Annotated in this window: 20 protein-coding genes and 1 tRNA gene; 12 read left to right on the top strand and 9 right to left on the bottom strand. The window is 66.9% G+C overall.

Features of this window, described 5'->3' with window-relative positions:
- The first annotated feature begins 105 nt into the window (after positions 1 to 105).
- Positions 106 to 3573 carry an indolepyruvate ferredoxin oxidoreductase family protein gene (locus tag OG225_RS01025; protein ID WP_405180014.1) on the top strand — a complete coding sequence of 1156 codons (3468 nt, stop codon included), beginning with the start codon at positions 106 to 108 and terminating at the stop codon, positions 3571 to 3573.
- A gap of 12 nt (positions 3574 to 3585) precedes the next feature.
- Here the strand turns inward: OG225_RS01025 and ectB are convergent, their stop codons facing one another.
- A complete protein-coding gene (gene ectB / locus OG225_RS01020; protein ID WP_405180013.1) occupies positions 3586 to 4845 on the bottom strand; it encodes a diaminobutyrate--2-oxoglutarate transaminase in 1260 nt (419 codons plus the stop codon).
- 190 nt (positions 4846 to 5035) lie between these two features.
- Between ectB and OG225_RS01015 the strand changes: the two genes are divergently transcribed.
- From OG225_RS01015 to OG225_RS01005, 3 genes are read left to right on the top strand one after another with little or no spacing between them, the layout of a single operon-like run.
- A complete protein-coding gene (locus OG225_RS01015; protein ID WP_405180012.1) occupies positions 5036 to 5869 on the top strand; it encodes an ABC transporter permease in 834 nt (277 codons plus the stop codon).
- Positions 5870 to 5879: 10 nt separating this feature from the next.
- Positions 5880 to 6695 (top strand): ABC transporter permease, encoded by an 816-nt coding sequence (locus tag OG225_RS01010; RefSeq protein ID WP_405180011.1) that lies wholly within the window; start codon positions 5880 to 5882, stop codon positions 6693 to 6695.
- 2 nt (positions 6696 to 6697) lie between these two features.
- Positions 6698 to 7690 carry an ATP-binding cassette domain-containing protein gene (locus OG225_RS01005; RefSeq protein ID WP_232839570.1) on the top strand — a complete coding sequence of 331 codons (993 nt, stop codon included), beginning with the start codon at positions 6698 to 6700 and terminating at the stop codon, positions 7688 to 7690.
- A 44-nt stretch (positions 7691 to 7734) separates the two neighbouring features.
- On the opposite strand, the gene OG225_RS01000 is transcribed toward OG225_RS01005, so the two are convergent.
- Complete coding sequence (locus OG225_RS01000; protein ID WP_405180010.1) at positions 7735 to 8403, bottom strand: DUF4389 domain-containing protein; 669 nt, start codon at positions 8401 to 8403, stop codon at positions 7735 to 7737.
- Positions 8404 to 8607: 204 nt separating this feature from the next.
- A complete protein-coding gene (locus tag OG225_RS00995) occupies positions 8608 to 8928 on the bottom strand; it encodes a hypothetical protein (RefSeq protein WP_405180008.1) in 321 nt (106 codons plus the stop codon).
- Between the two features lie 405 nt (positions 8929 to 9333).
- On the opposite strand from OG225_RS00995, the gene OG225_RS00990 reads away from it, so the two are divergent.
- Complete coding sequence (locus tag OG225_RS00990) at positions 9334 to 9870, top strand: DUF4254 domain-containing protein (protein ID WP_405180007.1); 537 nt, start codon at positions 9334 to 9336, stop codon at positions 9868 to 9870.
- A 19-nt stretch (positions 9871 to 9889) separates the two neighbouring features.
- Here OG225_RS00990 and OG225_RS00985 read toward each other — a convergent pair whose 3' ends face one another.
- The 3 genes from OG225_RS00985 to OG225_RS00975 are packed head-to-tail and all read right to left on the bottom strand — an operon-like array spanning position 9890 to position 12569.
- Positions 9890 to 10246: a hypothetical protein gene (locus OG225_RS00985; protein WP_405180006.1), complete on the bottom strand. Its 357-nt coding sequence runs from the start codon at positions 10244 to 10246 to the stop codon at positions 9890 to 9892.
- Positions 10247 to 11431: a fatty acid desaturase family protein gene (locus tag OG225_RS00980; protein WP_405180005.1), complete on the bottom strand. Its 1185-nt coding sequence runs from the start codon at positions 11429 to 11431 to the stop codon at positions 10247 to 10249.
- Between the two features lie 25 nt (positions 11432 to 11456).
- The gene (locus OG225_RS00975) at positions 11457 to 12569 is read right to left on the bottom strand and encodes a ferredoxin reductase (RefSeq protein WP_405180004.1); all 1113 of its coding nucleotides are present in this window, start codon (positions 12567 to 12569) and stop codon (positions 11457 to 11459) included.
- A 171-nt stretch (positions 12570 to 12740) separates the two neighbouring features.
- On the opposite strand from OG225_RS00975, the gene OG225_RS00970 reads away from it, so the two are divergent.
- Positions 12741 to 13361, top strand: a complete 621-nt coding sequence (locus OG225_RS00970; protein ID WP_405180003.1) for a TetR family transcriptional regulator — start codon at positions 12741 to 12743, stop codon at positions 13359 to 13361.
- A 68-nt stretch (positions 13362 to 13429) separates the two neighbouring features.
- On the opposite strand, the gene OG225_RS00965 is transcribed toward OG225_RS00970, so the two are convergent.
- Positions 13430 to 14776, bottom strand: a complete 1347-nt coding sequence (locus tag OG225_RS00965) for an MFS transporter (protein ID WP_405180002.1) — start codon at positions 14774 to 14776, stop codon at positions 13430 to 13432.
- 111 nt (positions 14777 to 14887) lie between these two features.
- On the opposite strand from OG225_RS00965, the gene OG225_RS00960 reads away from it, so the two are divergent.
- From OG225_RS00960 to cmrA, 3 genes are all read left to right on the top strand, one after another.
- Complete coding sequence (locus OG225_RS00960; RefSeq protein ID WP_216914045.1) at positions 14888 to 15445, top strand: PadR family transcriptional regulator; 558 nt, start codon at positions 14888 to 14890, stop codon at positions 15443 to 15445.
- 15 nt (positions 15446 to 15460) lie between these two features.
- Positions 15461 to 17491: an FAD-dependent oxidoreductase gene (locus OG225_RS00955; RefSeq protein WP_405180001.1), complete on the top strand. Its 2031-nt coding sequence runs from the start codon at positions 15461 to 15463 to the stop codon at positions 17489 to 17491.
- Between the two features lie 72 nt (positions 17492 to 17563).
- Positions 17564 to 18367, top strand: a complete 804-nt coding sequence (gene cmrA, locus OG225_RS00950) for a mycolate reductase (RefSeq protein WP_109523926.1) — start codon at positions 17564 to 17566, stop codon at positions 18365 to 18367.
- Between the two features lie 34 nt (positions 18368 to 18401).
- On the opposite strand, the gene OG225_RS00945 is transcribed toward cmrA, so the two are convergent.
- Both OG225_RS00945 and OG225_RS00940 read right to left on the bottom strand, forming a co-directional pair.
- On the bottom strand, positions 18402 to 19937 hold the full coding sequence (locus OG225_RS00945) for a S8 family serine peptidase (RefSeq protein WP_405180000.1): 1536 nt from the start codon (positions 19935 to 19937) through the stop codon (positions 18402 to 18404).
- Between the two features lie 207 nt (positions 19938 to 20144).
- Positions 20145 to 21686, bottom strand: coding sequence for a helicase HerA-like domain-containing protein (locus tag OG225_RS00940; RefSeq protein WP_405183146.1), 1542 nt, complete (start codon positions 21684 to 21686; stop codon positions 20145 to 20147).
- A gap of 204 nt (positions 21687 to 21890) precedes the next feature.
- On the opposite strand from OG225_RS00940, the gene orn reads away from it, so the two are divergent.
- The 3 genes from orn to OG225_RS00925 all read left to right on the top strand — a co-directional run bounded on the left by orn (position 21891) and on the right by OG225_RS00925 (position 23210).
- Positions 21891 to 22538 carry an oligoribonuclease gene (orn, locus tag OG225_RS00935; RefSeq protein ID WP_405179999.1) on the top strand — a complete coding sequence of 216 codons (648 nt, stop codon included), beginning with the start codon at positions 21891 to 21893 and terminating at the stop codon, positions 22536 to 22538.
- A 55-nt stretch (positions 22539 to 22593) separates the two neighbouring features.
- Positions 22594 to 22666 (top strand) — tRNA-His (locus OG225_RS00930).
- A 259-nt stretch (positions 22667 to 22925) separates the two neighbouring features.
- Entirely contained in the window at positions 22926 to 23210 is a 285-nt protein-coding gene (locus OG225_RS00925; protein WP_405179998.1) for a hypothetical protein, read from the top strand.
- The last annotated feature ends 11 nt before the right edge of the window (positions 23211 to 23221 follow it).

The following is a 23221-nucleotide window of genomic DNA, read 5'->3' as shown; positions in this document are numbered from 1 at the left end:
TCCGCTATCGGTTGTTCACCTGGTGCTTTGTGGGCAAGATGGCCGTCACGAGTGATCAACCACGTGATGCGCCCGACCGGCGCCCGAGCGAATGGGTGGATCCGCATGACCGACCTCACCGATCGCGCACCGATTCCCACCACCGACGACCTGGCCGACCGCTACCGCGTCGGTGCGAGCACGACCGTCCTCACCGGCGTCCAGGCGATCGCCAGGCAGTTGGTCGAACAGCATGTGCGCGATCTGCGTGCCGGGCGGCGCACCGGTACCTTCGTGTCCGGCTATCAGGGCAGCCCGCTCGGCGGTGTGGACAAACTGTTGTTCGGCATGCCCGAGGTGCTCGCCGAACACGACATCGCCTTCACCCCAGGGCTCAACGAGGAACTGGCCGCGACGTCGGTTTTCGGCAGCCAGGCCGTGCTGCCAGGCGACGCCGCGACACACGACGGCGTGGTCGGCGTCTGGTACGGGAAGGGACCGGGGCTCGACCGCGCCACCGACGCCCTGCGCCACGCGAACATCTACGGCGCGAACCCGCACGGCGGCATGCTGCTGCTGGTCGGTGACGATCCCGCGGCGAAATCCTCGACGGTGCCGGTGGCCAGCGAACGCTCACTGGCCGCGATGCATATCCCGGTGCTGTTCCCGCGCAATGCCCGCGAGGTGATCACCATGGGATTGCACGGCGTCGCGCTCTCGCGCGCGAGCGGCTGTGCCGTCGCGCTGAAGATCGTGGCCGATGTCGCCGACGGCGCGTGGACCGTGGACGGGTCGGTGGGCGATATCGACATCGTCGTCCCGGACATCACCCGCGACGGACACCCGTTCACCTACCTCCAGCGTCCGATGGCGGCCCCCGCGGCCAGTGTCGCCGCGGAGGCCGATCTGCTCGGCCCGCGCTGGGACCTGGTCAAGGCCTACGGCGCGCGCAACGATCTGGACGTCATCGAGGTCGATCCGGTCGACGCCACGGTCGGGATCGCCGCGGCGGGAACCACCTTCGACGCGGTACGCCAGGCCCTGCTCGATCTCGGCGCCGACGACGCGGCGCTGCGCCGCGCGGGCATCCGGTTGCTCCGCATCGGCATGCCCTATCCCCTCGGCCCGCAACGCGTCAGGGAATTCGCGACCGGATTGAGCTGCCTGATCGTGGTCGAGGAGAAGTCCGCCTTCCTCGAGTCCCAGATCCGCGGCATCCTCTACGGCACCGTGGCGCCGCCGCGCGTCATCGGCAAATACGACGACGACCTCCCGCTGTTCCCCCTCGACGGCGAACTCACCGCGGCCCGCGTCATCGCGCCGCTGCGCCGGGCGCTGGCCGGTCGGCTGGAGATGAGACGTCCACTGCCGCCACCGCTCACCCTGTCGGTCCTGCCCGCCCAGCGCACCGCCTACTTCTGTAGCGGCTGCCCGCACAACCGGTCCACCGTGGTCCCGGACGGCTCACTGGCCGGTGGCGGGATCGGCTGTCACACGCTGGTGACGATGTCGGGCCGCGCCGACAACCAGGTGCTCGGACTGACGCAGATGGGCGGCGAGGGCGCGCAGTGGATCGGGCAGGCCCCGTTCACCGGTATCGCGCACCTGTTCCAGAACCTCGGCGACGGAACGTATTTCCACTCCGGGCAACTCGCCGTGCAGGCGTGTGTCGCGGCCGGGGTGAACATCACCTTCAAATTGCTGCACAACGAGGTCGTCGCGATGACCGGCGCGCAGCACGCGCAGGGCGCGCTCACCGTCCCCGCGCTGACGCACCGGCTCGCCGTCGACGGCGTCCGCCGGATCGTCGTCTGCACCGACGGCCCGTCCAAATACCGCGCGCGCGATCTGGCGCCGGGAACGCTGCTGCGACACCGCGACCAGCTCGACGAAGTCCAGCGGACGCTGCGCGAGATCCCGGGTGTCACGGTGCTGATCTACGACCAGCACTGCGCCGCCGACGCGCGCCGCGACCGCAAGCGGGGCACCATGCCGGCCCGGCGGACCAGGGTCGTCATCAACGAGGCGGTGTGCGAGGGCTGCGGTGATTGCGGCGTCAAGAGCAACTGCCTGTCGGTCCAGCCGGTCGACACCGAATTCGGCCGCAAGACGCGGATCGACCAGACCTCCTGCAATACCGACTACAGCTGTATGGACGGCGATTGCCCGTCCTTCGTCACGGTGGAACTGCCCGAACCCGGGCGCGCGACGCGGCGAACCCGCCACCGGCAGGATCCGCCGATGCTGCCGGAGGTGGTGCGTGGCGCACCCGCCGCCACCCAGAACGTCTTCCTCGCCGGGATCGGCGGCACCGGCATCGTCACCGTGAATCAGGTGCTCGCGACCGCGGCCCTGCGCGCCGGATACGAGGTGGCGAGCCTCGACCAGACCGGGCTGAGTCAGAAGGCCGGACCGGTCGTCGCCCATCTGCGATTCGCGGCGGGACCGCTGGAACCGGCGAATCGGCTCACCCCCGGTTCGGCGGATTGCGTGCTCGCTTTCGACCTGCTCGCCGCCGCGGACCCGAGGAATGTGGTCTACGGGTCGGCGACGACGACCGTGTCGGTCGCCTCTACCAGTCGCACGCCGACCGGGCCGATGATCTACGACACCGGCGTCACGTATCCCGACACCGGTGAACTGCTCGCCCGGCTCGGCACAGCCTCGCTGGCGCTGCGTTCCTTCGACGCGCTCGCCGCCGCCGAGACGCTGTTCGGCGACACCGCCGCCGCCAATTTCCTGCTCGTCGGCGCGGCGTACCAGCTCGGTGGACTTCGGTTGCCCGCCACCGCGATCGAGGAGGCCATCGGCATCAACGGCGTCGCGGTGAGCACCAATATCGCCGCGTTCCGCTGGGGCCGCGTGGCGGTGCAACGGCCGGAGGATTTCACGGCGGCGACGGCCACTCGACCGTCGCGGCGCACCCAGATCACCGTCCCCGCGCAGCTGCTCGACGGGCTCACCGCGACCGGGGAGACCCGCCGCCGGGCCGAGTTGCGCGCCGGAGAGCTGATCGGATTCCAGAATGTCCGCGTCGCGCGGCGATACCTGGGTGTCGTCGAACATATCTGGCGAGCCCAGCGATCGGTCACCGAGCGCACCGAATTCAGCGAGGCGGTGGCGGCGGGCCTGTACCGGTTCAGCGCGTACAAGGACGAATACGAGGTGGCCCGCCGCCTCATCGATCCGGAATTCCGGGCCGAGGTCGGCGAGCGTGTTCCCGACGGCGCGAAACTCACCTACCGCCTGCATCCGCCGATCCTGCGCGCGATGGGCAGGCGCACCAAGATCGGCATCGGGCCGCGCGGTCACTTCGCTCTGCGGGTACTGGCCGGAGGGAAGCGGTTGCGCGGCACCCCGTTCGATCCGTTCGGCTACGCGCGGGTGCGGCGGGTGGAACGGGAACTGCTCGCGCACTACACCGCGATGGTGACCGCGCTCGCCGACGAACTCACCCCGGCGAACTACGACCGCGCGGTACGCGCCGCGGCACTGGCCGAGACCGTCCGCGGATACGAGGACGTCAAACTCGCCGCGGTCGCCCGGTACCGCGACGGCCTGCGCGAACTCGGGATCGACCCGCCGCGGATCTGATCCGCGGCGCGGTCATCCCGCGCAGATGGACCCGACCGCCTCGGTGAGCACGGTCAGCCCGTGGTCGATCTCATCATCGGAGATGGTCAGCGGCGGCATCAGTTTGATGACCTCGTCCTCCGACCCCGACGTCTCGACCAGCAGTCCGCGTTCGAAGGCGATCCTGCACACCTTCGCGGCCCGCGACGCGTCCTCGAAGACGAGACCGTGCACCAGTCCGCGCCCCCTGGTGGACAGACCGCTGTGCGCGCCCGCCACATCGGCCAGCGCGGCGCGCACCCGTTCCCCCTTCGCCAGGGTCGAGGATTCCAGCGCACCGTCGGACCAGTAGTGCTCCAATGCGACCCGCGCGGTGACGAAGGCCGCGTTGTTGCCGCGGAAGGTTCCGTTGTGCTCGCCGGGAGTCCACTGATCCAGTTCCGGCCGGAACAGCACCAGCGCCATCGGCAACCCGTAACCGCCGATCGACTTGGACAGCGTGACGATATCCGGGGTGATATCGGCGACCTCGAACGAGAAGAACGGCCCGGTTCGCCCGCACCCCATCTGCACGTCGTCGACGATCAGCAGGATGCCGCGCGCCGAGCACAGTTCGGCGAGGCTGCGCAGCCAGTCGGCGCGCGCGACGTTCACCCCGCCCTCGCCCTGCACCGTCTCCACGATGACCGCCGCGGGTTTGTCCAGGCCGGAGGAGGAGTCGTCCAGGGCACGGCGCATCCATCGCAATTCGGACTCGTCGCCGAGGTATCCGTCGTAGGGCATCGACGCCACGTGGACCAGTGGCACCCCCGCGCCCGCGCGTTTGGCCGCGTTGCCGGTCACCGCGAGCGCGCCGAGGGACATGCCGTGGAAGGCGTTGGTGAAATTGAGGACCGACTGCCGCCCGGTGATCTTGCGCGCCAGTTTGAGCGCGGCCTCGACGGCGTTGGCGCCGGTCGGGCCGGGGAATTGGACCTTGTAGTCCAGACCGCGCGGCACGAGGACCAGGTCGCGCAGCGATTCGAGCAGGGCGCGTTTGGCGACGGTCGACATGTCGAGCGCGTGCGTGATGCCGTCGCCCATGATGTAGTCGATCAGCGCCCGTTTCATGACCGGGTTGTTGTGCCCGTAGTTCAGCGAGCCCGCTCCCGCGAAGAAATCCAGGTAGTCGCGACCCTGTTCGTCACGCAACCAACTGCCGCTGGCGGTGTCGAAAACGGTGGGCCAGGATCTGCAGTAGCCGCGAACATTCGATTCGAGTGTTTCGAAAACGGCCATCTCGGCGACAGTCATCGGCGACCCTTCCTGTCGTGACGAGCGGTTGTGCCTTGTCAGAGCGGCGATGGCGCCAATCTGAAGTGACTGTGTTTCTAACACTGACGCGTCAGGTGTGCAGCAGTTTTCGAAAAGACGCGCGGAATCCTTCCGCGTGTCCGCGTCGCCGCACTAGAGTTGACTCCTTGTGCGCGGCGGTGCTGAGGGGGTGGAATGGCTTGCCGTGGCCATGCGCGCCCGGCGAACGGCGCGGGTGTACCAACAACTCGCCGTCGCCGGATTCCGCCGCCAGTCCCAATACAAGTTGGCGATGTTCGCCGGCCTGTTCACCAATTGCGTGTTCGGGCTGGTCCGTGCTGCGGTGATGGTGGCGGCCGTACGGGCCGCGGGCGATTTCGGTGGTTACGACGAAGGCTCGATCGGCGCCTACGTCTGGCTGTCACAGGCCCTGCTCGGCGCGATGCAATTCATGGGCCCGCCACTGGAATTGGTGGACCGGGTCAAGAACGGCGATATCGCGGTCGACTTCCTGCGCCCGGTCGACGTTCAACTGTCCTATCTCGCCACCGATCTCGGACGGGCCGCATGCACATTGATCCCTCGAGGCATACCGAGCGTCGTCTTCGGCTATCTCACTTTCGGACTCGCGATGCCGCATTCGCCATGGCCGTATCTGCTCGGCGCGATCTCGGTGTTACTCGCGGTGGCCCTGTCGTTCCTGTCGTTATTCGCTGTTGGCCTGATCGGTTTCTGGGTGGTGGAGACCCGTGGCATACGGGTGCTATACCAGATTTGCGGCACGTTTCTGGCCGGGCTGTTCGTGCCGGTCCACATGTTCCCGGAATGGCTGCGCACGCTCGCGCACGCCACCCCGTTCCCCTCGATCCTGCAGGCGCCGATCGATATCCTCTCCGGTCGTGTACTCGGCTCGGAGGCGATCGGGGTCGTTGCCACGCAGATGGTTTGGGTGGTGCTGATCGGCATCGCGGGTCGGATACTACTGGCGGCGGGCCGCCGCAGGCTGGAGGTGCAGGGTGGCTGAGCTTCCGCTGGTGAGTACACCGGCAGGCACCTGCCTCACCCCGTACATCGCGGTGCTGCGCTCACGCATGCGCGCCCAGCAGTCCTACAGATTATCCTTCGCCAGTGAGGTTTTCAGCGCCTTCCTGATCGGGCTGATCGAATTCGCCGAAGTCTGGGTCATCTTCCACACCGTCAAGGTGCTCGGCGGCCTCGATCTCGACGCCGCGCTGCTGCTTTTCGGCCTGAGCAACACCACCTTCGCGCTGGCACAGGTCATGGTCGGCCACCTCGATTCCCTGCCGACGCTCATCCGGCTCGGCACCCTCGACGCCTTCCACCTGCGCCCGCAACCGCTGCTGCTGCAACTCATCACCAGCGATATCTCCTTGCGCCGCCTCGCGCGCGCCGCCGTCGCGATCGTGGTGCTGACACTCGGGCTGACGCGCAACGATATCGACTGGGGGCCGAGCACTGTCGTCCTGCTCGCGATCACCTTGATCGGCGGGATCCTGATCTTCGGCGGGATCTTCGTCTGCGCGGCCGGACTGCAATTCTTCCTGATCGACGGCGCCGAACTGACGAACAGTTTCACCTACGGTGGCTCGTTCGCCGCGATGCAACCCGCCTCGGTATTCCCCCCACCGCTGAAAATCCTGTTCGGGTTCGCGATCCCGGTGTCGTTCACGGCGTATCTGCCGACCATCTGCCTGCTCGGACTACCCGGTCCACCACTTCTGCCGTCCTGGCTGGTGTGGTGGTCCCCGGTCGCGACGATATGGGTTTGGCTGCTCGCACTCTGCTTGTGGCGAATCGGTACTCGGCACTACCAGGGAGGCGGCGGGTAAGCGTGGCGGCCAGCGACTTATCGGACACGATCATCGATATCGAGAATCTGACAAGGGAATTCACCCTCTATCGCCGGAACGGCAAGAAATGGCGCCGTACCCGCGACACCCTCACCGCCGTCGACGGCATGACCTTCCGGATCGAACGCGGCGCCGCCGTCGGCTATATCGGAGCCAACGGCGCGGGGAAATCCACCACCATCAAGATGCTGACCGGAATCCTGGTGCCGACATCGGGCAGCGTGCGCACCTGCGGACTGGAACCCGTGCGTCAGCGGCGCAGACTCGCCTCGCGGATCGGCGTCGTGTTCGGGCAGCGGTCCCAGCTGTGGTGGGATCTGCCGCTGCGCGAATCCTTTTCGATCCTGGCCGCCATCCACCGACTCGACCCGGATATCACGCGTAAACGCACCTACGAACTGGTCGAACAGCTGGAAATGGCCGAGACGCTCGATACGCCGGTACGGCAACTGTCGCTGGGGCAGCGGATGCGGGCCGAGGTCGCCGCGGCCCTGCTGCACTCACCGGAACTGGTGATCCTGGACGAGCCGACCATCGGCCTGGATGTGCTGTCCAAGCAGCGACTACGTGAATTCCTGCGCGCGGAACGGGTGGACCGGGGCACCACGCTGCTGCTCACCACCCACGATATGGGCGATATCGAGCGACTGTGCGATCGCGTACTCGTAGTCGACCACGGCAGCCTGGTCTACGACGGTTCGCTGCCCGGTCTCGGCGCGACGGTCGGCGCGCGCCGAGTGCTTGTCGTCGACCTGGCCGAGCCGACCCCCGACCTGCTCGACCTACCGTGCGACGCGGAACTGCTCACCAGCGAGGGCGACGGGATGCGGCAGCGATTGGCCTTCGACGCGGAGAAGACGACGGCCGCGCGATTACTCGCCGCGGTCTCGGACCGGGCCCAGGTACGGGATCTGTCCATCGAAGAACCCGAAATCGAGGATATCGTCCGGCGGATATACGAATCCGCCCGCTGACAGCGTCAGCGGGCGGATCAGCGCTATTCCTCCGGGGGCGGGAATCAGGGTTCGCGCGGCCCCTGGTCGAGCCGGAACGGCGGATATTCGTCGCGCAGCAGCCCGGCGTAGACCGATACGCGCAGCAGCCATCGGTTGGCGCCCATCGAGAAATCGAAAAGCCCCTTCGGATAGACGCCGGTGAACAGCAGACCGAGCACCGCGATCAACGCGAGAACACCGAGCAGCGACGGCCACGACACCGTGTAGTCGTCGGAGACCGTGGTGTATCCGCCGACGAAGACCATGGTCACCAGGTAGTGCGGAATCGCAAGCAACCACGACTTGACCACTACCAATCCGCGATGCAGCCGCTCGGGATAATCGACCTCGAGATCCGCGGGATAGTTCGGATCGGAGGCGAGCGTGAACGGCGGATACTTATCCGTCCCGAGCGGTGACCAGGCATAGAAGCCGACGCGCCAGCCCCAGCGGAGCACACCGATCGAGTAGTCGAAGAGCCCGCGCGGATACTTGCCGGTGAACAGGATCGCGAAGAACGCGATCACCGTCACGACGAACCATCCGATATGCAGGAAGAACAGCACAATATAGTGCGGAATGGCCAGGATCCATTTGACCAGCCACATCCATCGCGACAGCGCGGGATCCAGATCCCCCCTGACGCGAACCGGACTCGCGGAACTGACTGGCTTCTCGAGTTCCATTTCCATGATCGACGCTCCTTCCGGGCTTCGATGCGGCGGCAAACCGTAGAACGATAGTCGGATTGTCCCGTATCGGGGAAATGTCCCGACCACGATCCGATACCGACATGCCAACGATCGAAACGTCGTCATCGATATTTCCGCGGACTCCGGTCACTCGCGAGGAACCACCGCCCCCGCCGAGTGCACGGATGTACGCCGCGCGACCGGTCAGTCGGGAGCCTGATCGGTCGTCGAATACAGGCTCACCTCACCGCTTTCGCTCAGGAAGGCATTGACCAGCATCACCCGATTGGCCTGGAGTTGTTCGCGATCCGGCGCGGCGGTGGTGATGTCGATCTGCGGAATCGTCGCCCAGTTCACCACATACCGCTCGGGCGGGCCGTCGTCGTCGGACAGCCGCGCCAGCCGGAAGACCGACACCGTCTTGCGTTCGATGAGGGTGCGCACTACCTCGGCGATTCGCTCCGGGTCTTCCAGCGCGAACAGGAAGCCGAAAGTCAGCTCGGGCGAGGACACGTAGGCGGGCACGAATACCGAGGCTAGCCGATCGCGGACCGGTCCGCAGCCGCCCCGTCGCCGGGATTGCCGCACGTGCGCTGGCATTCGATCCCGCGGAAATTCACTACCGAAGCTCAGGAAATCCCGCCGGCGTATCCGAATCGTGACGGACCATAACAATTTTCGCCATGCTCGAGATTCTTACGGCATATGGTTGCGCGGCCGACGGCCGTCGCGCTTTCCTGAAAGAGTCCCGATATTCGGGCCGCCTTTCTCGCCGCATCGTCGCGGATTTCCCGGTTGCTTCACCGTGCGGTGAACCGTGCGAGAGGCGGCCCGCGCGGGACTACGCCGGAGCCGAGGGATCGCCCCTCCCCGAAATCTCCCTCGGCCCTGGCGTATCCATGCTCGGATCATCACCACAGGGGCTGCGCCATGGCAACCGAACACACCGAGAACCGCATCGTCACAGGCGAACTGCCGACCCGATCGGCGCTGTTGCACACCTTCCGCACGCCGGGCGATCCCCGGCTGCGCGGACACCGGGTACTGGAGGCGGCGGGCGAACTGGTGGAATGCCACGAGAGCAGGCAGCGCGCGCTGCGAACCGCGCGCCGCCCCGGCGCGTCGAGCGGACGGGTCGCCGCGTGCGCCCGGCAGGTGGACGATATCGACCACCGCAGGGCCGAACTCGTCGGGCGGATCGATCGGTGGGTCGCGACGAATGTCGCGCACCGCGGCGGCGCGTCGCTGCATACCGAGACACTGGGCTCGGTGATCGACCGGCTCGCGGCGAAATGGATTGTGGCACAACAGGCCGTCGGTCCGAAGGCGTCGATCGACGCACCGCGTCCGCTGCGGACGGACGGTATCGCCCATCTGGAATGGACCAGACTGGCCGAATTGGCCGACGGCTACCAGGATCTGATCACCGACGTGACCGAACACCGTCGTAGGCTGCCGGTCTGGTGACCGGCAGCCTACGGCTGGACTATCGGCGGTCGTCGGTGTCGGGCCGCACGGGTTCCGGTTGCGGGTCGACGAGTTCGGTCTCCACGATCTCGGCGTCCACGAACGGGGTCGTGCTCGGCGCCTCGTCGACGGTGTCGTCGATGATCGAGGCGTCACCGGTCGCGTCGAGCCCGCTCTCGCGGTCGGCCTCCGCGTCCTTGCGCGCGGCCGTGGCGGCCTCGTTCATCTCGATCGCGTCGGTGATCCACTCGCCGATCTCCCGGGTCACCTCGGCGACGGTACCCGTGATGATGCCGGCGATATTTCCGACATGACGGGCTCCGGAAGACGTCAATTCCTGAATCAAATCCTTGTTGCTCTCGAATTTCCCGATCATTTACACGCCCACTTCGGTCGCCTTCCGCTGACGCATCACGATAACACCGGGTGAGGGGTCCATCCTGAGCGCAGCGGGCAGGAATTCGGCGATTCCGGATTCGAACAGCGCGGGCGGCAGCGCGAGCTTGAAGATCTTCGACCACACCGAGCCGATCTGCTTGCCGAACGAACCGGTGTTGTACGGCAATCCGTACTTCGCGCACAGGTCGCGCACCTCCCCCGCGATCTCGGGGTAGCGGTTCGCGGGCAGATCGGGAAACAGGTGATGCTCGATCTGGTGCGACAGATTGCCGGACATGATGTGGAACAGCCTGCTGCCGGTGATATTGGCCGATCCGAGCATCTGCCGGACATACCACTCGCCCCGGGTCTCCTCGGCGGTCTCGTCCTCGGTGAACGTCTGTACGCCCGAGGGGAAGTGCCCGCAGAAGATGATCGAGTAGGCCCAGACGTTGCGCACCAGGTTCGCGGTGACATTGCCCGCCAGCGTGCTCAGGAACAGCGGACCCGACAGCGCGGGGAAGACGACGTAGTCCTTGAGGACCTGTCGTCCGGCCTTGCGCCACTGGCCCTTCAGCAGTGATTTGACCTGGTCCCAGGACCGATTGCCGCGCATGATGTTCTCGACCTCGAGGTCGTGGGCCATCACGCCCCATTCGAACAGCATCATCAGCGCGAACGCGTAGACGGGATTGCCCAGCCGCGCGATATTCCACTCCTGGGCCTGGTCCATGCGCAGGATGCCGTAGCCGATGTCGCGGTCCATACCGTGGATATTGGTGAAGGTGTGGTGCAGGTAGTTGTGCGAATGCTTCCACTGATCGGCCGGGCAGACCGTATCCCACTCGAACTCGCGGGAATTCAGGTCCGGCTCACGCATCCAGTCGTACTGGCCGTGCATGACGTTGTGGCCGATCTCCATATTGTCCAGGATCTTCGACACGCTCAGGGCGGCCACCGCGGCCAGCCAGACCGGCGGCAGGAAGCCCAGGTACATCAGGCCGCGGCCCGCGATCTCGAATCCGCGCTGCGCCTTGATGATCGAGTAGATGTATTCGCGGTCGCGTTCGCCGAGATCGGCGACGACGCGCTCACGCAGTTCGTCGAGCGCCTTGCCCAGCTCTTCGACCTGGTCGGGGCTCAGGACCAGCGGTCCGTCCTTGGTTTCGGTCAGAATGGTCATGTTCGAATCCCCTGTCGATTGATTCTCAGATGTCGATCTCGACGTCGCCCACCGGGGCGTTGATGCACAGCTGGATGGGCTGATCCGGATCACTGTCGGTGTCGCCGGTCCGCAGGTTGCGGGTGCAACCGGTGCGGCGAACAGCCGTGCAGGAGAAGCAGATACCCATCCGGCAGCCGAACTCCGGGCTGAGTCCGGCGCCCTCGGCCTGTTCGAGCAGACTGGCACCGGTGTTGTCGGCGCTGACCCCGCTGCCGGAGAAACTCACCGTGCCGTGCGCCGTCGCACTGTCGACGGGAGCGAGCGCGAGGGTGAACTCCTCGGTGTGCAGCCGGTCGGACACCCGCTCGGCCGCGAAGATCTCGCCCGCCGCGTCCATCAGCCGCTTCGGCCCGCAGACGAAGGTCTGCGCGTCGGCGAACCAGGGCGCTACCCGCACCAGCTCGTCGTAGCCGAAATACCCGCCGCCGCTGACTTCTACACATGCGCCGGTGGCCGCCGAGCCGATCGGATCGGTGGCGCGCCTGCCCGGATAGCGCAGTTCGATGCGGAAGTTGCGGTGCGAGCGCGCGATCGCGTCGAGTTCGGCGCGATGCGGGACGAGAACCGGCGATTTCGCGTAGTGCAGGAAGACCAGTTCGCCCCGATATCCCTCGGCCGCCAGCGTCCGCATCATCGACAGCACCGGCGTGATGCCGCTGCCGCCGCTGATCAGCAGGATTCGGTCGGGGCGCGATTCGGGCAGCGCGAACGTGCCGTCGGCCGGGGCCAGATCGACCACCATGCCGACAGCGGCGTTGTGATGCAGATACTGCGACACCAGCCCGCCCCTGTGGGCCTTGACGGTCAACTGGATGTAGCGCCCGCGCCTGCCCTCGGGATTCACCGGCGAATAGCACCTGGTGTGACGCACGCCGTCGATCACCACGCCGATCCGGACGAACTGGCCCGCGGTGTGGCCGCGCCAATGCCGGGTAGGGCGCAGGGTGAGCGTCACCGATCCGGGGGTCGAGCGGCGCACGTGGGTGATCTCGGCCCGCATCCGACGCGCGGTCAGGGTCGGACGGACCAATTCGAGGTAGCGGTCGAGCGGGTGCGGCGTGGTCAGGGTCTGCACCAGATCGATGAGATCCACCATCAGATTCTCCGTGCCTCTCGGGGGCTGCGGCGTGCTCCCACAATTTCAGTGCACGCCTGTACACTCAACTAGTGTGACTGATGAACGGGGTCAGGTGTCAACCGGCAAGTTGTGTGACCCGAACAACATCCTTGGAACGGACGTATGGTGAACGGATGTATGCTCACCGTGATGACTGAGCAGGCAGCGACCAGAAATGAGCGCAAGGAGCGCACCCGGCAGGCCCTGCTGGAGGGCACCCTCGCCCTCGCCTCCGACCGCGGATTCGCCGCGCTCAGCCTGCGCGAGATCGCCCGGTCGGCCGGAATCGTACCGACGGCTTTCTACCGGCATTTCGAATCCCTGGAAGATCTCGGCGCGACTCTGGTCGATGACGGGGTGACCGCGTTGCGGCTGGCCCTGCGTGAGGTACGCCGCAATTCCGACGCGGGCCTGACCGATACGGTGCGGTTCGTCTTCGATCAGGTCGGCCCCAAACGCGACCTGTTCGGCTTCCTGACCAGGGAACGCCACGGCGGGTCCGCGGTACTGCGCCGTGCCATCGCCACGGAATTGCAGTTGATCGTGCGCGAACTCGTCGCGGACCTCTCACGCGTGCGCGCGCTGGACGAGTGGAGTCCGCGCGATCTGGAGATCGCCGCCGACCTGCTGGTCTCCACGGTGACCGACGGCATCGCGGCTTATATCTCCGCGTCCTCGCGTGAGGCCCAGCACATCATCGACCGGACCGTCCAGCAGGTCCGCCTGATCTCCCTCGGCATGGGAGCCTGGTCACCGCCCAAACAGCGGTAGCGCGTCGGGCCTTCCACCGGGCCGTGGCACAGCGCTGCCCGATCGCCGTCCGCGTGGCCGAATCATGGTCAGGCAGGCGGGTACGCCGTTTCGACGGCACGATCCGGTCCACGCACGGGCAGCAGAGCGATCAGCCCGACGGCGAGGACGAGCAGCAGGCCGATGATGCCCGCCCGTTCGGCGTCGAAGATCCAGACGAAGAGGCCGAACAGCGCGGGGGCGAGGAAAGACGCGGCGCGCCCGGTCGTGGTGTAGAGGCCGAACAACTGCCCCTCGCGGCCGGGCGGCGCGATCCTGACCAGGAAGGACCGCGCCGATGCCTGCGCGGGCCCCACCGACACGGTGAGCAGCAAGCCGAAGACCCAGAACAGCACCGGGCCCGAGACGACGAGCAGAACGGTCCCCCAGACCAGCATCGACGCCAGCGAGACCACGATCACCACCTTGGGCCCGACCCGATCGTCGAAACGGCCCGCGACCAGCGCGCCGATCGCGGCGACCACATTGGCGGCGATGCCGAACAGCAGCACATCGGCGTCCGCGATGCCGTAGACCCGCACGGCCAGCACAGCGCCGAAGGTGAAGACGCCCGCCAAGCCGTCCCGGAAGACCGCGCTTGCCAGCAGGAAGCCGACCGTGCGCCGGTCCACGGACCACAGTTCGCGCAGATCCCGCCACAGCACCCGGTAGGAGCCGAACAATCCGGCCTTGTCCGCACCGGGATCGGCTGTCGTATGCGGTATCTCGGGGACCGAGAGCAGTACGGGCAGGGCGAACACGGCGAACCAGACCGCCGCGAGAATCGCGACGAGGCGGATATTCAATCCGTCGTCGGTGGGCATCCCGAGCAGTCCCCGGTTGTCGCCGTCGCCGGAGATGAATCCCAAGTAGCAGATCAGCAGTAGGAAGATGCCGCCGAAATAGCCCATGGCCCAGCCGAATCCGGAGACCCGGCCGACGGTGGCCGGGGTGGAGACCTGGCGCAGCATGGCGTTGTACGGCACACCAGCCAGTTCGAACACCGTGGAGCCGAAGGCGAGCAGTACCAGGCCGAGCCACAGGTCGTTGTAGTCGTCGTGCACGAAGAACAGCCCGGTCATCGATAGGATCGTCAGCGCGGTGAGCACGGCGAGCGCGCGTTTGCGGCGGGCGGCGGCGTCGAAATACTGGCCGCTGATCGGTGCGGTGAGTGCGACGATGACGCCCGCGATGGCGATGGCCCAGCCGAGCCACGAGCTGGCGCTGATCCCGCCGGGCAGATCGTCGCCCACCGTATCGGTGAGATAGACCGAGAAGACGAAGGTCAGGATGACCGCCTGGAAGGCGGACGATCCCCAATCCCACAGCCCCCACGCCACGATCTGCCCGCGCCCGGCGGCCTGCCCAATGGTCGCCTCGGCGTTCACCTCGGTCATGTCGCGCAGCCTAACGGGGATCGGGGCCACGTACGGCGGCAACAACCGACGACCATGGCGCACTATGCACCTAATTGCATAGTACCGAGTGTTACGGCTATCCTGTCCGACATGGCCCTCGAGCACGCGTTGCTGGTATCGCTGACCGAGCGCGCCGGCTCGGGTTACGAACTGGCGCGCCGCTTCGACAAATCGATCGGCTTCTTCTGGAACGCCACCCACCAGCAGATCTATCGCGTCCTCAAGCGCATGGAGGAATCCGGCTGGCTCGACGGTGTGACGGTGGCCCAGGAGGGCAAACCCGACAAGAAGGTGTATTCGGTGAACGAGGAGGGCCGCGCCGAATTGTCGCGCTGGATCGCCGAACCCACCGATACCGATCTGCCGCGCAGCGAACTCGGGGTGAAGATTCGTGCCGCCGCCCACGGCGATATCGCCGCTCTGCGCACCGAGGTCAACCGGCACCGCGACCAGCACGCCCAGCGACTCGAGGTGTATCTGCGCATCGAGAAGAACGACTTTCCCGCGCCGGAACAGCTCACCGGCACCACCCTGCACCAATACCTGGTTCTGCGCGGTGGGATTCGCGTGGAATCCGGATTCGTCGAATGGTGCGACGAAGTCCTGCAAGCCCTACGACCGAGTGCGTCAGCCCCGCACCCGGAGTGACGGAGAAAGAGTGAGATGACCTCCTTCCCCCACCTGTTCGAACCGCTCGACCTCGGTTTCACCACGCTGCGCAATCGCGTGGTGATGGGGTCGATGCATACCGGCCTGGAGGACCGCGCCTGGGATACCGACAAATTGGCGGCCTATTTCGCCGAACGCGCGAAAGGCGGTGTCGGACTCATCATCACCGGTGGTTACGCGCCCAATCGCACCGGCTGGCTGCTGCCCTTCGCCGCGAAGCTGACCAGTAGGAACGAGGCCTACCGGCATCGCAGGATCACCCGGGCCGTGCACGACGCGGGCGGCAAGATCGCCATCCAGATCCTGCACGCGGGCCGCTACTCGTATATGCCCGGCAGCGTGTCGGCGTCCTCGATCAAGGCGCCGATCAATCCGCTGCGGCCACGCGCGCTCTCGGGCAGAGGCGTCGAGCGGACCATCGACGATTACGCGCGCTGCGCCGCGCTGGCGAAATTCGCCGGATACGACGGCTGCGAGATCATGGGCGGTGAAGGCTATTTCATCAACCAGTTCCTCGCCCCGCGCACCAACAAACGCACCGACAAGTGGGGCGGGTCGCCGGAGAATCGACGTCGTCTCGCCGTGGAGATCGTGCGCAGGACCCGCGCGGCGGTCGGCCCGGAATTCATCATCGTGTTCCGGCTGTCCATGGCGGAATTGGTGGAGAACGGCCAGACATTCGACGAGATCATCGCCCTCGCCCAGGAGCTCGAAGCCACGGGGGCCAATATCCTCAACACCGATATCGGCTGGCACGAGGCCAGGGTGCCGACCATCGTGACCTCGGTGCCGCGCGCGGCCTTCGTGGAGTTCACGGCCAAGATCGCCCAGCGGGTGAACATCCCGGTCTGCGCCTCCAACCGCATCAATATGCCCGAAGTCGCCGAGGAGATCCTGACCAGGGGTGACGCCCAACTCGTGTCCATGGCCCGGCCGTTGCTCACCGACCCGGAATGGGCGAACAAGGCGGCGGGCGACCGCGTCGACGAGATCAACACCTGCATCGCCTGCAACCAGGCCTGCCTGGATCACGCGTTCGGCCGCAAGACCGTCTCCTGCCTGCTCAATCCGCGCGCCGGACACGAAACCGAACTCGTCCTGCTGCCCACCCGGCGCACCAAACGCGTCGCCGTCGTCGGCGCGGGACCGGCCGGACTCTCGGCGGCGGTCAACCTCGCCGAACGGGGTCATCGGGTCGACCTCTTCGAAGCCGACGACAAGATCGGCGGCCAATTCGATATCGCCCGCCGCATCCCCGGCAAGGAGGAATTCTCCGAGTCGATCCGGTACTACCGGCGGATGCTGGAGATCACCGGCGTGCACGTCCACCTCGGGAAACGGGTCAGCGCCGAGGAACTCCTCGCGGGCGGCTACGACGACATCGTGCTCGCCACCGGTGTGCGACCGCGTATCCCGGATATCCCCGGCATCGATCACCCGATGGTGCTGTCCTACGCCGAACTGGTGCGCGACGGCCGTCCGGTCGGCACACGGGTCGCGGTCATCGGCGCGGGCGGCATCGGGTACGACGTGAGCGAATTCCTCACCGTCGAAGGACATCCGACGCTCAAACTCGACGAGTGGAAAGAGGAATGGGGCGTCACCTCCGACGACGAGCAGGTCCGCGGCCAGCTCACCACCCCCAAACCCGCTCCCGCCGCGCGCGAGGTGGTTCTGCTGCAACGCAAGTCGACGCCGTTCGGCAAGGATCTCGGCAAGACGTCGGGCTGGGTGCACCGGGCCGCGCTGAAGGCCAAGGGCGTCGAGCACGTCGGCGACGTCAACTACGAACGCATCGACGACAGCGGACTGCACATCAGTTTCGGTGAGAAACGCACACGCCCGCAGCTGATCCCGGTCGACAACGTGATCGTCTGCGCGGGCCAGGAATCGGTGCGCGACCTCGAGGAGCCGCTGCGCGCGGCCGGTGTCGCCATCCATCTGATCGGCGGCGCGGACCTGGCGGCCGAACTCGACGCCAAACGCGCGATCGACCAGGGCACCCGGTTGGCGGCACGTCTGTAGCGGATCACACGGCCACGCGGGCGTCCCGTTGCCTGCGCACGGGCCCGCGACGCCATCGCCTAGGCTCGCAGCGTGAGCCTGCCTTCCCCCTCTTCCGAGAACCGCGCGGTCGTCACCGGCGCGTCGTCCGGTATCGGCACCGCCCTCGCCACCGAACTCGCGGCGCGCGGATATTCGCTGATCCTCGTCGCCCGGCGAGGTGAGCTGCTGGACAAGCTGGCGCAGCGGCTCACCTCGGCGCACGGAATCACCGCCGAGGTGCGCGCGGTCGACCTCTCGGACCGGGCCCAGCGCGGGCCGCTCGCCGAGGAACTCGCGGCGCGCGATATCGCCGTGCTGTGCAACAACGCGGGTGTCGCGACCTTCGGCGCGGTCGCCGACCTCGATCCGGCGTTCGAGCGTTCGGTGATGGAACTCAACGCGGTCGCGGTGCACGATCTCACCCTCGCCGTCCTGCCCGGCATGATCGAACGCGGTGGCGGTGGCATCCTCATCACCGGCTCGGCGGCCGGAAACATGCCGATCCCGAACAACACGACCTACGCGGCGAGCAAGGCCTTCGCCAACAGTTTCTCCGAATCGCTGCGCGGTGAACTGCGCGGCAGCGGCGTCAACGTCACCTTGCTCGCACCGGGCCCGGTGCGCACCGACAACCCCGAGCAGACCGAGGCCTTCGTCTCCGACAACAAGGTGCCCGAATTCATCTGGGTCTCGGCCGAATACACCGCGAAACTGTCGCTGGACGCCCTGGCGCGCAACAAGATGCGCGTCGTCCCGGGACTGCTCGGCAAGGGCATGAGCGTCGCGGGACAGTTCGCCCCGCGCGCGCTGTCCGCCCCGATCGCCGGCGCGCTCTACAAGCGCCTCGGCAACTGACCGAGCCCGGGACGGACATCCTCTCGCCTCCGGCTCAGACGACCGGAGTCACCTGCATCGACGTCTGAGCCACCCGGACCGCCGCGAGCGCGTCAAGCCTGCCGAATCCGTATCTGTCGCTGCGCCCGTCCGGTCCGTAGGCCCCACCCTGCGGATCGATCTTCTCGCAGGAATCGCGGAGCAGAACCTTCACCCGATCCGAGGTCAGATCCGGCTGCACCGACAGCATCAGCGCCACCACACCGGCCGCGCCGGGGCAGGCGCTGGATGTCCCACCGAAACTGTTCGTGAAATCACCGGTCGCGTCTCCGTCGGCGACACGACCGGAGTTGTAACCGTCGCGCCCGTGCCGATCGACGGTCCAGATACCCCTGGTCAGCGGTTCCGGGTGGCCGAACGGGCGGTGACCGAAATCGCTGCTGGGGAACGCGCACCACACGGCTTTGCCGAAATCGCTGTATACGCTGCGCTTTCCGGTGTCGTTGCAGGCCGCGACGGCGATCACCTTCGGGAAACTCGCGTAGCCGTCGTTGTCGACCGATTCGTTGCCGTTGCCCGCCGCGAACAGGATGACGCAGCCGCGCCCGCCCCGGCCCGTGGTGAGAGCGTGTTCCATCGCCAGCCGCGTGCTGGCGGGCAGGGCGACGACCCGGCTGTGCACGGGGTCGTTCGGCTGGAACCACGCGCCGTCGGCGGGACCCCAGCTGCACGAGATGACATCGGCCCCGTGGTCGGCCGCCCACTGGAACGCCTTCGCCTCCGCCTGTGAACCCAGCCCCGAGGCGAGGCGGACCGGCATGAGTTTCGCCTCCGGCGCGACTCCGGAGGCCCCGACCGTGCCATTCGCGCAGGCGACCCCGGCGCAGGCGGTGCCGTGGTTGTCCCCCTCGTCCGGACCGGTGCCGAAACTGTCCTTCGGGCGCGGATCGTCGGTGCCGGTGGTGACATCGCGTGGCGCGACCACCTTCCCCGCACCGGCGAACTCGGGATGATCGATATCGACTCCGTCATCGACGACGGCGATCGTCACCCCCGCCCCGCGCGTGACCGCGTGGGCCGCGGCCACATTCGCGTGCGCGTCGACCGATTTCCCACCGATCACGGCAGACTGGAGATGCCACTGCTGGGGAAAGATCGCCTTGCGCGAACTGCGCCGGATGAGTTCGGGATGGCAGTACAGCACGTCCGCGCGGGCCAGCAGGGCGTTCGCGATATCGAATACCCGCTGCCCCGTCCCCTCGGGCGCGGCAACGAAAAACGCGTTCGCCGCGTAACCCACCTGCTCTCGGATCCGCAGCCCCGCCTCGGCCGGTACGGCGCGGCATTCCCGCGGATCCGCGTCGTCGACGAATTTCACGAAGATGTTCTCGGTGTACAGCACCGGCTCCCCGGTACCGGGATCGACGAGGACATGTCCGGCGAAACGCACCTCAGGGGCCGCGTCGAGCACCCGTTTGCGTTCCGCGACCGACGGTGAATCCGCGGGCAGCCGATACACCTCGACACCGGCGTCCGGATACCGCACGACCAGGCGCGCGTCGTCGAGTTCCGCACTCAGCGGTGTACGCACCGATCCCGACCGGTGCGGTATCCCCGGTCCGCTGTGCGTCCTGACCACGATAAGGTCCGCACTCTGTTCCAACTCGAAACCGGGTTCGTCCTTCGTCCCGAAATTCGCGGTAGGCACCATGACTCCCTTCGTCGCATGGTCCGAACACCGTGAATCTATCGCCGGTTCGCGTCCGGGGCGCGGGTACCCGGTTCTACCGCGGCGGCGTCAGCGCTTGCGGGTGCCGAACAGGCTGCGACCGATCTCGCGGCCCGCCGCACTCGCGGCCGAACGCAGGAAACTCTTCACCGCGGGGTTCTTCATGATGCGCTCGGCGCCCGAATCCTGATCCACACCCGCCGCCGGACGGCCGGACGGGGGCGGTGCCTGCGGATCGTTCGCGGCGGCGGCTTCTATTTTCGCCGTGAGGATTTCGTAGGCCGACTCCCGGTCCACGGTCGCCCCGTATTTCGCCGACAGCGCGCTGGACAACGCCCTGGATCCGATCGCGTCCTCACCGATGGTGTCCATCAGCGATCGCGGTGGCCGGATCCTGGTCCACGCCACCGGGGTCGGCGCGCCGCGTTCGGAGAGCACCGTCACGATCGCCTCACCGGTGCCGAGCGAGGTCAGCGCCTTCTCCAGGTCGTAGGCGCCGGTTTTCGGATAGGTGCGCACGGTTTTCGACAGGGCCTTCTGATCATCCGGGGTGAAGGCGCGCAGGGCGTGCTGGACGCGCGCGCCCAATTGGGAGAGAACGGGATTCGGGATATCGGTGGGTAACTGGGTGCAGAAGAAAACGCCCACACCCTTGGACCTGATGAGTTTGACCGTCTGCTCGACCTGTTCCAGAAATGCCTTGGAGGCATCGGAGAACAGCAGATGCGCTTCGTCGAAGATGAAGACCAGTTTCGGGGCGTCGACATCGCCGACCTCGGGCAGCGTCTGGAACAGATCCGCGAGCACCCACATCAGGAAGGTGGAGAACATCACCGGCCGCGCCGCCTGGGCGCCCAGTTCGAACAGGGTGATGACGCCCTGGCCGTTCTCGGTGCGCAGCAGGTCGGCCGGATCGAGTTCCGGCTCGCCGAAGAAGGTCTCACCGCCCTCGGCCTCCAGATTCACCAGCGCGCGCAGGATCACCCCCGCCGTCGCGGCCGACACCCCGCCGATGCCCTTCAGATCGGCCTTGCCCTCGGGGCTGGTGAGATGGGTGATGACGGCGCGCAGATCCTTCAGGTCCAGCAGTGCGAGTCCCTGTTTGTCCGCCCAGTGGAAGATCAGCCCGAGCGTGGATTCCTGGGTGTCGTTGAGCCCGAGCACTTTACTGAGCAGCACCGGCCCGAACGCGGTCACCGTGGCGCGGATCGGGATACCGATGCCGCCGGTGCCGAGCGAGACGAACTCGACCGGGAATCCGCTCGGTGTCCAATCCCGCGCGCGAGAGCTGTTCGGCGATGCCCTGGAGTGTTTTGGTCTTGCCGGTGCCGGTCGCGCCAGCGACGAGACCGTGTCTGTTATGTGTGCGCAGCGGGATGCGCACCGCCGCAGCGGGATCCACCTGTCCGCCGACCACGACGGTGCCGAGTTCGAGCGCGGCGCCGTCGAACGCGTAGCCCGCGGCGATCTCCCCGGCCACCGACAGATCGGCGGCCTCGGCGGCGGCCTGCGCCCGCGCCGCCACTCGCGCGGCTTCCTCGGCCGCCTTGCGAGCCGCCGCCTTCTCCTGTGGGCTCGGTCCGACCTCGGCCGCGTCGCCGGGTGGATCATTCCGAGATACGTCCATGGCACGTTCTCCGTCCGGATCCGACCCGCCGTGGCGGGTTTGCTGTCGCACCGAAACATCTGTCGAACTCTGCTGGCGAACTCGAGGGAAAGCCTATCGCCGCAGCTCATGTTCGCCGGGATAACCGCCCGGTGACGGCGGGACCGACCTGCGCCACCTCGCGAATCGGGCACAGTAAGGTTGCCCGGGTGTCCGACAAACTAGTGGTGTGGATGGATTGCGAGATGACGGGGCTTCGCCTCGACAGCGACAAGCTGATCGAGGTGGCCGCGCTCGTGACCGACAGTGACCTCAATATTCTCGGTGACGGCGTGGATATCGTGATCCACGCCGACGACGAGGCGCTGGCCGCCATGCCCGCGGTGGTCGCCGATATGCACGCGCGATCCGGGCTCACCGAAGAGGTGCGGCGTTCCACCGTCACCCTCGCCGAGGCCGAACAGCAGGTGCTCGACTACGTCAAGCAGTTCGCGCCGACCGCGGGAACCGTTCCGCTGGCCGGTAATTCGATCTCCACCGATCGCGGCTTCATCGCCAGGGATATGCCCGCCCTCGACGGTCATCTGCACTACCGGATGATCGACGTGAGTTCCATCAAGGAACTGTGCAGGCGCTGGTATCCGCGCATCTATTTCGGCCAGCCGGAGAAAGGGCTGACCCACCGCGCGCTGGCCGACATCAAGGAATCCATCCGCGAACTCCAGTACTACCGCCGCACCGCGTTCGTGACGCCTCCCGGCCCCTCCACGACCGAGATCGCCGCCGTCGCGACCGAGCTGAGCGGCGGGCCCGCCGCCGGATCGCCGCAGCACAACGGCTCGCCGGACGCCGATTAGGGACTAGCGGGGGTGACACGCTAGTATCGAGCGCGCCGATGATTCATCGGCGATGGTGAGTGTAGTTCAGTTGGTAGAGCACCAGGTTGTGATCCTGGCTGTCGCGGGTTCGAGTCCCGTCACTCACCCCGAGAGGGCCCGGTCGAGATGCGAATCACGACCGGGCCCTCCCTCGTTTCCCGACCGGGCTGTCACCGGTTGCCCGACCGGGCACACCTGCCGCTCTGGTCGAACCATTTGTCCGCGAACACCGTAGTGCCCCTGCGAAACTATGATGTGAAACGCAAACCCTCCTGATCGTGATACATATCCCCTCGAGGTCCGTAGACTTCCCTCACCGAGGCGCAGGCATCGGACACCGGTCGACCAGAAAGACAACAGTTCGTGATGCGTTCCGCGGTTATCGCAGCCTTCGTCGGGGCCTCCCTGCTCACCGGCACCTCCGCCACGGCGGCCGTTTCCTCCACCGCCGGTACCGGTTCGGGTACGGCGACCACCGGATCGTCCAGTGGATCCGCCGGTGGGGCCACCACCACCGGATCCGGCAATTCCGGGTCGGCCACCGGACTGGAATCCCTCCTCTTCGGCGGGCCGCTGCTGTGCGCCGCGATCGGCAGCGCCATCAACGCCAATCTGACCTGCCCCGGCACCGCGGGCCCCAATATCCCCTGAGTCACATCCCC

The organism is Nocardia sp. NBC_01377 (assembly GCF_045040005.1).
In the GTDB taxonomy this organism is placed as follows: domain Bacteria; phylum Actinomycetota; class Actinomycetes; order Mycobacteriales; family Mycobacteriaceae; genus Nocardia; species Nocardia noduli.
The sequence above is the reverse complement of the archived record's forward strand: the minus strand, read 5'-3'. Positions and strand labels throughout refer to the sequence as shown.

Coding starts and splice junctions, on each gene's coding strand:
- OG225_RS00960 (WP_216914045.1), top strand. CDS start 14,888: ATGGCCCTCGAGCACGCGTTGCTGGTATCGCTGACCGAGCGCGCCGGC.
- OG225_RS00965 (WP_405180002.1), bottom strand. CDS start 14,776: ATGACCGAGGTGAACGCCGAGGCGACCATTGGGCAGGCCGCCGGGCGC.
- OG225_RS00990 (WP_405180007.1), top strand. CDS start 9,334: ATGGCAACCGAACACACCGAGAACCGCATCGTCACAGGCGAACTGCCG.
- OG225_RS00940 (WP_405183146.1), bottom strand. CDS start 21,686: ATGATCCACCCGGCGACGCGGCCGAGGTCGGACCGAGCCCACAGGAGA.
- OG225_RS00925 (WP_405179998.1), top strand. CDS start 22,926: ATGCGTTCCGCGGTTATCGCAGCCTTCGTCGGGGCCTCCCTGCTCACC.
- OG225_RS00975 (WP_405180004.1), bottom strand. CDS start 12,569: ATGGTGGATCTCATCGATCTGGTGCAGACCCTGACCACGCCGCACCCG.
- OG225_RS00980 (WP_405180005.1), bottom strand. CDS start 11,431: ATGACCATTCTGACCGAAACCAAGGACGGACCGCTGGTCCTGAGCCCC.
- ectB (WP_405180013.1), bottom strand. CDS start 4,845: ATGACTGTCGCCGAGATGGCCGTTTTCGAAACACTCGAATCGAATGTT.
- OG225_RS00955 (WP_405180001.1), top strand. CDS start 15,461: ATGACCTCCTTCCCCCACCTGTTCGAACCGCTCGACCTCGGTTTCACC.
- OG225_RS01025 (WP_405180014.1), top strand. CDS start 106: ATGACCGACCTCACCGATCGCGCACCGATTCCCACCACCGACGACCTG.
- OG225_RS01000 (WP_405180010.1), bottom strand. CDS start 8,403: ATGGAAATGGAACTCGAGAAGCCAGTCAGTTCCGCGAGTCCGGTTCGC.
- OG225_RS00985 (WP_405180006.1), bottom strand. CDS start 10,246: ATGATCGGGAAATTCGAGAGCAACAAGGATTTGATTCAGGAATTGACG.
- OG225_RS00970 (WP_405180003.1), top strand. CDS start 12,741: ATGACTGAGCAGGCAGCGACCAGAAATGAGCGCAAGGAGCGCACCCGG.